Source organism: Rhodococcus sp. NPDC047139 (genome assembly GCF_040643435.1).
In the GTDB taxonomy this organism is placed as follows: Bacteria; Actinomycetota; Actinomycetes; order Mycobacteriales; family Mycobacteriaceae; genus Rhodococcus.
Window position 1 is genome coordinate 1 of sequence record NZ_JBEYUH010000033.1, and the last position, 11,936, is coordinate 11,936.

Sequence of the window (11,936 nt, forward strand, 5' to 3'; positions counted from 1 at the left end):
GTGTTCGGTGAGGTGTTGGGGCTCGAGCGGGTGGGTCTGGACGACGATTTCTTCGCGCTGGGTGGTAATTCGTTGTCGGCGACGCAGGTGGTGTCGCGGATCGGTGCTGCGCTCGAGACTGCGGTGCCGGTGCGCCTGCTGTTCGAAGGTTCTTCCGTTGCCGAACTGTCGGAACGTGTGGATTCGCATGTGGGTTCGGGGCGGGTGCCGTTGGTGGCGCGGGAGCGTCCGGATCGGGTGCCGTTGTCCTTTGCTCAGCAGCGGATGTGGTTCTTGAATCAGTTCGATCCGTCGTCTGCGGTCGACAACATCCCGGTCGCGATCCGGCTCACCGGCAACCTCGATGTCGATGCACTGCAGGCAGCAGTAGCGGATCTCGTCGAACGACACGAGACCCTGCGAACCGTCTACCCCTCCGACGATCAGGGTGCGTACCAGCAGGTTCTTCCCGCCGCCGCGGTCGTCCCGGACCTCTCGCTCGCGACCGTCTCCGCTGACGAACTCGAGGCGACGGTCACCGCCGTCGCCGTCGGGGGGTTCGACGTCACTGTCGAGGTGCCGGTCCGGGCGCGTCTGTTCTCGGTGGACGGGGCTGCGGATCAGTTCGTGCTCGTGTTCGTCGTCCACCACATCGCCGGGGACGGCTCCTCCATGGGACCTTTGACGCGCGATCTCATGGTGGCCTACGAGGCCCGCCGGCGAGGAGAGTTCCCCGACTGGGAACCGCTCGAGATCCAGTACGCCGACTACGCGCTGTGGCAGCGTGCTGTGCTCGGCAACGAGAACGACGCGGACTCGGTGATCTCCCGTCAGATCGCCTACTGGAAGGACACGCTCGCGGGTCTCCCGGAACAACTCGACTTGCCGGCGGACCGGCCTCGGCCCGCCGTACAGTCGTTCCGCGGTGCCACGGTCGAATTGTCGGTGGATGCCTCGATGCACCGAGACCTCGCCCGGATCGCGCGGGAACGCAACACGACCCTGTTCATGGTCATGCATGCGGCCGCAGCAGTGCTGCTCGCCCGCCTGTCGGGCACCGAGGACATCGCTGTCGGTACGCCGATCGCCGGCCGCGGCGAACGCGCGCTCGACGATCTGATCGGCATGTTCGTCAACACATTGGTCCTGCGCTCCGAGGTGGATCTCGGGGCGTCGTTCGACGAACTGCTCGAGCAGACGCGGGCGGCCGACGTCGCGGCATTCGGCAATGCCGACGTGCCCTTCGAGCGGCTGGTCGAGGTCCTCAACCCGATTCGGTCCACTGCTCGTAATCCGCTGTTCCAGGTCGGATTCACGTTCCAGAACCTACGGCTGGGTTCCTTCGAACTCGCCGATCTGGAGATCGAACGGGCACCCTTCGAGACCTCCCTGGCGAAAACGGATCTGCACATCGCGATCGTCGACCAGCAGGACGAGTCGGGTGATCTCGGGCCGATCGGTCTGGAATTCTCCTACGCGACCGACCTGTTCGACGAAGGAACCGTCCAGGGCTTCGCTCATCGCTATGTGCAGGTGCTGCGCGCGGTTGTCGAGGACACCAGCGTCGTCGTCGGCGATCTCGACCTCCTTCTGCCCGAAGAACGTTCGGCTGTGAGTTCGTGGAGCCGAGGGACCGACCGTCCCGTGGGTGATGCCACCCTGGCGGACCTGTTCGCGGCTCAGGCGGCGGTCTCGCCCAAGTCACCGGCCCTCGTCACATCACAGGAGCGCCTCGACTACGAAGCCTTCGCGGCACGTGTGAACCGTCTCGCGCGCCATCTCGTCGCAGAAGGTGTCGGGCCTGAGGACCGTGTCGCGCTCGCCATGCGGCGAGGTGTCGACCTCGTGGTGGGAATGTTCGCGGTCGCGGTCGCAGGTGGCACGTACGTGCCGGTCGATGTCGATCATCCCGCGGAACGAGTGGCGCTCGTGCTCGATTCCGCTCGGCCGAAGATCGTGCTCACCTCGGGCGACGATGCTGCGGACCTCGCGATCGGGTATCCGACCGTGCGTATCGACGCGCTCGACCTGTCCGGCATCTCGGCCGCACCCGTGTCCGATCCCGACCGTCTCCGCCCGCTTCGTCCGGAGAACACGGCGTACGTGATCTTCACATCCGGATCGACCGGCGTTCCCAAGGGTGTCGCGGTCGAGCACGGAGCGATCGTGAACCAGCTGCTGTGGAAGCGTGACTTCTTCGGCATGAACGACTCGGACGCCGTTCTGCTCAAGACCGCTGCCACCTTCGACCTGTCGGTGTGGGAGTTCTGGTCTGCGCTCGTCTCCGGTGGCCGGGTCGTGGTCGCCGATGCGGGTGCGCAGGCGGACCCGGAGTACCTGAACCGGCTCCTCGAACAAGAAGAAGTCACGACACTCCATACCGTTCCGTCGATGCTGCAGGCACTCGCCGTCGACGCCGACGGTCCCCTGGCCGGCTCTCTTCGTCGCGTGCTGGCGATCGGTGAGGCACTTCCGGGTGCGCTCGCACGGAAATTCGCCGACGAGAACGATTCGGCGACCCTGTACAACCTCTACGGACCTACCGAGGCGGCGGTGTCGATCACCGTCCACGAGGTGTCCGGCGACGGGACATCCTCCGTTCCTATCGGTGTGCCGGAATGGAATTCGCAGGTGCATGTACTGGATCGCCGCCTGCGGGAGGTGCCTGCCGGAGTTGTCGGCGAGCTCTATCTCGCTGGTGCGCAGCTGGCGAGGGGCTACTTCGGGCGCCCGGACCTCACCGCGGAACGATTCGTGGCCGCCCCCTTCGGCGGACCCGGCGAGAGGATGTACCGCACCGGCGATCTCGTCCGCTGGACGCGAGAGGGCGAGCTCGAGTACATCGGCCGATCCGATTTCCAGGTCAAGGTCCGTGGCTACCGGATCGAGCTCGGCGAGATCGAAGCTGCGCTCATGGCGCAGGAGGGCGTGTCCGAGGCCGTGGTTACGGCTCACACCGACGATCACACCGGTGTCGAGCACCTGGTGGGTTATGTCGTACCCGAATCGGGCGCGGCACCCGATACTGCAGTGATCACCGCGGGAGTCGCCGAACTGGTTCCGAGCTACATGGTTCCGACGCACCTCGAGATGCTCGACGCGCTGCCGCTGACCGTCAACGGCAAGGTCGACCGCCGCGCGCTACCGGATCCCGTGTTCGAGGCCGTCGAATACCGCGCTCCCCGCACCGATGTGGAGGTGGCCCTCGCGCGCATCGTCGGAGAGCTCCTCGGCCGCGATTCGGTCGGTCTCGACGACGACTTCTTCGCGATCGGCGGCGACAGTGTCCTGTCGATCCAGCTCGTGTCGAGGTCGCGTTCACAGGGAATCGTGTTCCGCCCCATTGACGTCTTCCAGTCCCGCACCGTCGCCGGTCTCGCGGAAGTCGCAGAGGCCGATTCGGTCTCCCAGGACGGCTTCGCCGACCTCGGAGGAGCCGTGCCGGCGTCCCCGCGAGTACTCGAACTGGTCGCACGCGGTATCGACCACGGGGCGCTGTCGTACTCGGCGGTGTCCCTGCTGTCCGAGCCTCTGGACTCCGATGCATTGCTAAAGGCGTGGGCTGCTGTCGTGGAGCACCACGACATGCTGCGGGCTGCGCTCGTCCGTGTCGACGGCGAACTGCGGTTCGAGATCACGCCTCCTGCCGAAACCGACGCGTCCCCGTCGTTCCGCACGGAGAGTCTCCCCGCCGGGACGGAGGGGGAGAGGGCTCGCGAGATCATCGCGCGCGCAAGGCGTCTCGCCGCAGCCGAACTCGACGTCGCGCAAGGGGAGGTAGCGCGGGTCGTCGGGTTCCGGACGGAGGATCCGGACACGGGGGGAGCGGTTGTCGTCGTCACCCATCCGTACGTGACCGATCCCACTTCGGCCGGGATGATCGCCGTCGACCTGACGAATGCCTACCGGGACGTTCTGGCGGGGCGGAAGATCGCACTTCCGGAGAGCACTTGCTCGGCGCACCGGTCCAGTTCGGAACTGCTGCGAGCGGCACGTTACGACGAGACCGACATCTCGACGTGGCGCCGTATCCTCGAGGCCGGACCGACCCCGATCGGCGACGGACGGCTGCCTGCGGGAAATCCGGCAGTGGGCCGGACGGTGGTCGAGGTCGCTGCGGAAGTGGGTACCGCTGCGGTGGACGTGCTGCCGAAGCGGTATCGGACGGATCCCGATGTCGCACTCGTGGCCGCTGCCGCCGCGGCGCTGGTGCACGACGGAGCCGGCGGCGGCGGTGATTCGGCGCTGATCCTCGTCGAGCGGTCCGTCGATCACCGGCACCGGGAGATGGTCCGTCCTGTGGCGGCACTGGACGTCACGTTCCCGGTACGCGTGCATCCGGCCGAGAACGACAGCGCGGGAGCGCTCTTCCGTGCGGTGAAGGAGCACTTGGCGGAGGTCCGCGGCCGCTCTGCAGGATTCGGGATCGCGCGTTACGCAGCCGAGGTCTCCGAGATCTCCACGCCGGCGGCGCCTACAGTCGCCGTTCGGTTCCGCCGTGCGATCGACGGGACCGTCGCACGAATCCACTACGACGACGTGTCCGCGCTTCCCGCAGCGCTGACGATCGATGTCGTGGAGCAGGACGGACGACTGACGGCCGAGTTCGTGTTCCGGACCGATCTCCTCGAGTTCTCGATGGTCCGAGACTTCGCCGAACGGTGGGAATCGGTGCTCACGGCCCTGTCGGCGCACGCGAGCGATCCTTCCGCCGGAGGGCTCACACCGTCCGATCTGCCACTCGTGTCGGTCGCTCAGTCCGATATCGACACCTGGTCCCGGGCGTATCCGGATCTCGTCGACGTCTGGTCGCTGTCGCCGTTGCAGGCGGGTCTGGCCTTCCATGCCTCGGTCAGCGACGGGGTTGTGGACGCCTACACGATGCAGACGATCGTGCGTCTCGGTGGCCGAGTCGATGCAGACCGGCTGCGCCGCTCCGCCGACGCACTCGTCGCCCGCTACACGAACCTTCGGACCGCGTTCACCGTGGGTTCCACCGGACGACCCGTCCAGATCGTGCTCGGCAGCGTCCGCGTCCCGTGGCGAGAACTGGATGCTCGCAGTGCGCCAGAAGCGGACCGCACCCGTACGGTCGAGCGTGCGTTCGCGGACGACCGCGACCGTGGCTTCGTGTTGTCCGAACCGCCGTTGATGCGATTCACCCTGATCCGAACGGCGTCGGACTCGTGGGAGCTCGGCGTCACTGCGCACCACATCCTGATGGACGGCTGGTCGATGCCGCTGCTCATGCAGGATCTGATGACGCTCTACGCCCTCGGTGGGGACGGCACCGGCCTGCCTCCCGCGCCGGACTACCGCGATTTCCTCGAATGGTTGTCCCGGCAGGACCAGCAGGCATCGCTGACGCGGTGGGCAGAAGCTCTCCGTGGTGTGGACGGATCCACGATGCTGGTGTCGACCGAGCGGGTCGATCCGCGTGACGTCGGCTCGGACCGGGTGACCATGGAATTCACCGAGGAGCGGACCGCGGCCCTCCGCACGCTGGCGGCGGAGTCCGGGGTCACCGTCAACACCGTCGTGCAGGCCGCGTGGGCGGTACTGCTCGGACGCATGACCGGACGTCGAGACATCGTCTTCGGCGCGACGGTATCCGGCCGCCCGGCCGACCTTCAGGGTGTCGAGTCGATGGTCGGCTTGTTCATCAACACCATTCCGGTCCGGGTGGACCTGCCTCCCGCGGAACCGGTGAGCACGGTGCTGAAGTCTCTCCAGACGGCACAGGCAGCGCTGCTCGACGACCACTACGTCGGTCTTCCCGACATCCAGCGGGCGGCCGGTGCCGGCGAGCTCTTCAACACCCTCCTTGTGTTCGAGTCGTATCCCATCGATCGGGAAGCGCTCGCGCAGGCAGGCGCGGCCCTCGACGGCATGGAGATCACCGGCATCGAGAACGGGGACGGGTCGCACTATCCGCTCACGCTCCTTGCCGTCGTCGACGAAAAACTGGTGCTGACGCTCGATTCGCAGCGCAATGCGTTCACGGCGCACGAAGTCGAGGCGCTCGGCCGTCGCTTGGTGCGCATCCTCGACGTGTTCATCGATGACGCACAGGCCACCGTCGGGGCGATCGACATCACAGAGGCAGACGAGGTCGCCTCACCGTCCCGAATCGGGACGGTGGCGCCTGTCACTCTCTCGGCGTCCCTGGCCGCGAGACTCGGTGAGGTCGTCGAGGAGGATCCGGGTGCGCCGGTTCTGGTCCGAGGCGACGACGAAACGACCTACGCGGAGCTCGACCGCTCCTCGTCGAGGCTGGCCCGGGAACTCTCCGCTCGCGGTGCCGGCCCCGGCACGACCGTGGCGGTCGCCCTGCCACGATCGATCGAGGCCCTCATCGCCGTCTGGGCGGTGATCAAGACGGGCGCTGCAGTCCTGCCGGTCGGATCCGCAGGCGCGGCCGCAGTGGGCGTGCCTCTCGGTATCACGGCCGGACCACAGCCGGGCGGCAACACCGAGTGGATCGTCGTCGACGACGAGGAATGCGCGCGTGCCATCGCCGAGCGCGAGGATCGTCCGTTCACCTACGCCGACCGTACGGGCGTGATCAGCGCAGACGATGTCGCCTGCATCGTCGACGGCCGAACGGTCACACAGTCCGAGGTCGTCGCGCTTCTGGAGAGAGCGCGGGAGGAGTGCAAGCTCGACTACGAGTCCCGTACCTACCTGTCGCAGGCCCCGGAGGGCGTGCGTCTCTTCGAGATCCTGCTGGCCACGACCTCGGGTGCCGCTGTGGTCGACACCGGCGAGAGCGACGAACGAACACTCGTGGACGTCCTGGCGGACGAGTGGGTGACCCACCTCTTCGCCCGAGCCGACGAACTCACTGCTTCCGACGCCGAGGAACTCGAGGACCTGGAGGTGATCGTCCTCTCCGGGGGAGACCCCGAGGACGTGCCGACCGACTGGGCCGACGCACGCACGGTCCTCTCGATCGCAGAAGAACCGCTGCGGGTCTCCGATCCGCGGACGGAGTAGCAGCCGACCCGCAGCTCGTCCCGTGAAGTAACGAACCCGCCTTCGCGGGGCGAGGAACAGGGTGGGTGGATACGTAGACTCACGCAGGCATGCAACTGCCGCGGATGGTGACCCGGGTCCGGCCCGGGTCACCATTACGGTAGGTCGTGCCCTGTATGCCTGCGCCCACGCACAGCATTATCGAAGTGAAGGGGAATTGTCGGTGACACGCGAAACGTCTGACGGTGTGGTGGCGGGCGGACGGGAACGTCGCCGCCGGCCGGATCGATCCGCTCGCCGTCCTCGTGCGAGCCGCACGCCGCTGTTGCCGCAGCTTCTCGCATCTGCCGTCGAGGCGAATCCCGCAGGGGTCGCCCTCGTCTTCGACGGCAGGGAGATGACCTACGCCGAGCTGGACGCTCGCTCGTCCCGGATCGCGCACATGCTCATCGGACGGGGGATCGGTCCCGGCGCCTTCGTCGCGATCGGCATCCGCCGTTCGATCGATTCGATGATTGCGTTGTGGGCGGTGGCCAAGACCGGCGCTGCATTCGTACCTGTGGATCCGAACTATCCTGCGGACCGCATCGCCCACATGCTCACCGACTCCGGTGCGTCCGTGGGACTCACGGTGGACCGATATGCCGCGGATCTTCCGGATTCTGTGGAATGGCTGGTGCTGGACGCGCCCGAGACCGAGCAGCGGCTCGCCGACTTCTCCGGTTCGGCTCCGACCTACGCCGATCGAATCGCCCCCGTACGGCTCGAGGACGCGGCGTACATCATCTACACCTCGGGCTCCACCGGCCTTCCGAAGGGCGTCGTGGTCTCTCACGCGGGCCTGGCAGCGCTGGCCGCGGCGCAACGCGAGCGCTACGCGATCACCACCGAGTCCCGCACTCTCCACTTCGCATCACCCAGTTTCGACGCCTCGCTGCTCGAACTGCTTCTCGCGATCGGCGCCGGCGCGACAATGGTGATCGCACCCCCCGATCTGTACGGGGGCACCGAACTCGAGGATTTCCTGCGAGGCGCGCGCGTGACCCACGCGTTCATCACGCCGGCGGCGCTTGCCTCGCTCGAGCCGGAGAACGTGCCGGAACTGCGCACCATCGCCGTGGGCGGCGAGGCGTATCCGCAGGAACTCGTCTCCAGATGGGCACCCGGACGGAACTTCCACAACTGCTACGGGCCGACCGAGACCACCATCGTCACCAATATCGGCACCCCCCTGTCTCCGGGTGATCGGATCACGCTCGGCGCGACGATCCCCAACATGTCCGCGACGGTGCTCGACGCCCATCTCCAGCGCGTCCCGATCGGCGTCGTGGGCGAGCTGTATCTGTCCGGGCCGGGTGTGGCACGCGGATACCACCGGCGCGGAGGCCTCACCGCCGAGCGCTTCGTCGCGGACGCCTACGGTGAGCCGGGAGCACGCATGTACCGCACCGGTGACCTGGTGCGGTGGGTGACCACCGAAGACGGAGGTGCCCCCGAACTCGAGTACATCGGACGTTCGGACTTCCAAGTCAAGGTCCGCGGATTCCGCATCGAACTCGGCGAGATCGATGCCGTCCTCGCGACTCACCGGAGCGTCGACTTCGCCGCGACGATCGGCCACGTCAACGACGCCGGTGTGACCTCGCTCGTGTCCTACATCCTGCCGGCCGACACGCAGAGCGTCGATGTCGATGTCGAGGTGCTCCGCGCGCACGTCGCCGATCATCTTCCGGCGCACATGGTGCCCGCGGCATTCATGATCCTCGACACCATTCCGTTGACTCCGAACGGCAAGCTCGACCGTAAGGCGCTGCCGGAACCCGTCTTCGGCAGCGCCGAATTCCGGCCTCCCGTGAGCGGATCCGAGAAGATGGTCGCCTCGGTCTTCGTCGAGGTCCTCGGAGTGGACCGAGCAGGTCTCGACGACGACTTCTTCGCCCTCGGTGGCAACTCTCTGCTCGCGACACAGGTGGCGGGTCGGCTCGGTCACGATCTCGGCGTGAACGTGCCGGTGCGTGCCCTGTTCGAATCGCCCACGGTAGCGGCGCTCGCCCGCTACGTGGACGAGAATGTCGGCTCCGTGAGCGAACCGCTCGTGGCGCAGGAACGCCCGGAACGTGTGCCCTTGTCCTATGCGCAACAGCGGATGTGGTTCCTCAACCGGCTCGCACCCGGTTCCGCGGTCGACAATATCCCGCTGGCTCTGAGACTCTCGGGAGAACTGAACGTCGAGGCGCTGGCCGCCGCAGTGTCCGACGTGCTTGCCCGCCACGAGTCGTTGCGGACGATGTATCCGGAGATCGACGGTGTCGGATACCAGAAGATCGTTCCGGTAGAGGACGTTCCGCTGGATTTCGGTCCGATCGACGTCGCTTCGGCGGACGTCGGAGTGGCCGTGTCCGAGTTGATCTCCGTCGGGTTCGACGTGTCGGTCGAGGTCCCGGTGCGCGCCAGATTGTTCCGGATTGCCGATGCGACAAACGAATTCGTGTTGGTTTTCGTGACACACCACATCGCAGCCGATGGATCGTCGATGGGACCGTTGGCCCGGGACGTGATGATTGCGTACGGATTCCGTTGCCGTGGTGAGGCTCCGGGGTGGGCGCCGCTCGAGGTGCAGTATGCGGATTTCGCGTTGTGGCAGCGACGTGTTCTCGGTGACGAGAACGATCCGGAATCGGTCATCTCCCGTCAGCTCGCCTTCTGGCAGGAAGCCCTGGCGGGCGCGCCGGAACAATTGGACCTGCCTTCGGACCGAGTGCGTCCGCAGGTGGCCTCCAACCGAGGCGCAAACCTGTCTGCAGAGATCCCGGCGGATCTGCACGCGGCCCTCGCCGCGGCGGCGCGCGAGCACGACGTCACGATGTTCATGGTGATGCATGCCGCACTCGCGGTGCTGCTCGCCCGCCTGTCCGCCACCGACGACATCACCATCGGTACGCCGGTCGCCGGACGTGGGGAGCGTGCTCTCGACGACGTGATCGGCATGTTCGTCAACACGCTCGTGCTGCGCACGCGGGTCGACTCGGGTGCTTCCCTCGCTGCATTGCTCGAACAGGCAAGAGAAGTGGATCTGGCCGCCTTCGCCAATTCGGACGTTCCGTTCGAACGTCTCGTCGAGGTGCTCAATCCGGAGCGATCGCAAGCCCGGCACCCGTTGTTCCAGGTCGCGCTGTTCTTCCAGAACTTCACCCAGACCGCGTTCGAACTTCCCGGTCTGACCATCGATGCTGTCGCATCGGACTACGCGACGGCCAAGTTCGACCTGCAACTCACTGTCGCCGAGCGGCTGGGCACCGATTCCGAGCACGGCGGAATGGCCGTCGAGTTCACCTACGCGACCGACCTCTTCGACGAAGGCACGGTTCGGGACTTCGCGGATCGGTATCTCCGGATCCTGCGTACGTTCGCCTCCGATGCTGCGCTCCCGATCGGCGACGTTCTCCTTCTCGACGATGCCGAGCTCACCCGGCTGGTCGTCGACGCGAATGCTACGGACCATCCCGTCGAGGAGACTCTCCTCCTGCAGCGTTACCGTCGTCAGGTTGCCGAGACTCCCGATGCCGTCGCGGTGAGCTACGAGGGTGTGGCGTTGACCTACGGTGAGTTCGACGGTCGGGTCAACCAATTGGCAAGGCATCTCATCTCGATGGGTGTCGGGCCGGAATCCCGTGTCGCACTGGCGATTCGTCGCAGTGTCGATCTCGTCGTCGCGATCTATGCGGTCCTCGAGTCCGGTGGTGCGTATGTTCCGGTGGATCCGGATCATCCCATCGAGCGAACCGGCTACGTTCTCGAATCTGCGGACCCTGTCGTCGTGTTGACTACTTCACGAGACGGATTCGGAGGAGCGGGATCCGCGCCGGTCGTATCGATCGACGAGCTGGATCTGTCGGCGCTTTCGGACGCCCCGGTGACCGATGCGGATCGTCTCGGGGTGTTGCGGCCGGAGAACACCGCGTACGTGATCTACACGTCTGGATCGACCGGTCGCCCGAAGGGCGTGGCGGTTCCGCATCGAGCAATCGCGAACCAGATGGCGTGGATGCGAGACGCTTACGCGTTCTCACCGTCCGACGTCTATCTCCAGAAGACGGCGACGACGTTCGACGTGTCGTTGTGGGGATTCTTCCTCCCTCTCCAGGTCGGTGCACATCTCGTCGTCGCGACACCCGACGGCCATCGCGACCCCGCGTACGTCGCGCGTACGGTCTCCGAGCGGAAGGTGACACTGACCGACTTCGTTCCGTCGATGCTCACCGTCTTCGCCGAGCATTCCGATTCCGACGAACTGTCGACACTTCGGGACGTTTTCGTTATCGGAGAGGCATTGCCGCCCGAGACGGTACGTGCATTCGCGCGGAAGTCGTCCGCGCCGCTGCACAATCTCTACGGCCCGACAGAGGCGGCGGTGAGTATCACTTACCGCGAGGTCACGGAGTCCGGCAGCGATCTGCGCAGCGTGCCCATCGGCTTGCCGCAGTGGAACTCTCGTGTTCTGGTGCTCGACGGTCGGTTGCGTCCGGTGCCGGTCGGGGTGGCGGGGGAGTTGTATCTCGCCGGTGTTCAGCTCGCGCGGGGCTATCACGGTCGGGTGGATCTGACATCCGATCGATTCGTCGCGGATCCGTTCGGTTCGGGTGAGCGGATGTATCGCACCGGTGATCTGGTGCGGTGGACTCGGAACGGGGAGCTGGAGTACCTGGGCCGCACCGACTTCCAGGTGAAATTCCGGGGTCAGCGGATCGAGCTGGGGGAGATCGAGACGGCGCTGCTGGGCGTGGACGGGGTCGCCCAGTCGGTGACCGTCGTGCGAGGTGGCGAACTCGGCGAGCATCTCGTGGGCTACGTCGTTCCTGCTGCCGGTGCGGTCCTCGATCCGGTAGCGGTGCTCGATGCGGTGCGGTCGGTGTTGCCGTCGTACATGGTGCCTTCGCAGGTGGTGGTGCTCGGGGAGTTTCCGCTCAATGCGTCGGGGAAGT

Annotated in this window: 2 protein-coding genes; both read left to right on the plus strand. The window is 66.3% G+C overall.

Annotated features, from left to right (window positions below; all coding sequences use genetic code 11):
• Positions 1 to 15 precede the first annotated feature (15 nt).
• Positions 16 to 6,975 (plus strand): amino acid adenylation domain-containing protein, encoded by a 6,960-nt coding sequence (locus ABZ789_RS22370; RefSeq protein WP_358428779.1) that lies wholly within the window; start codon positions 16 to 18, stop codon positions 6,973 to 6,975.
• Between the two features lie 202 nt (positions 6,976 to 7,177).
• Positions 7,178 to 11,936, plus strand: a 4,759-nt coding sequence (locus ABZ789_RS22375; RefSeq protein ID WP_358428782.1) for an amino acid adenylation domain-containing protein, incomplete at its 3' end; no start/stop codon positions are given.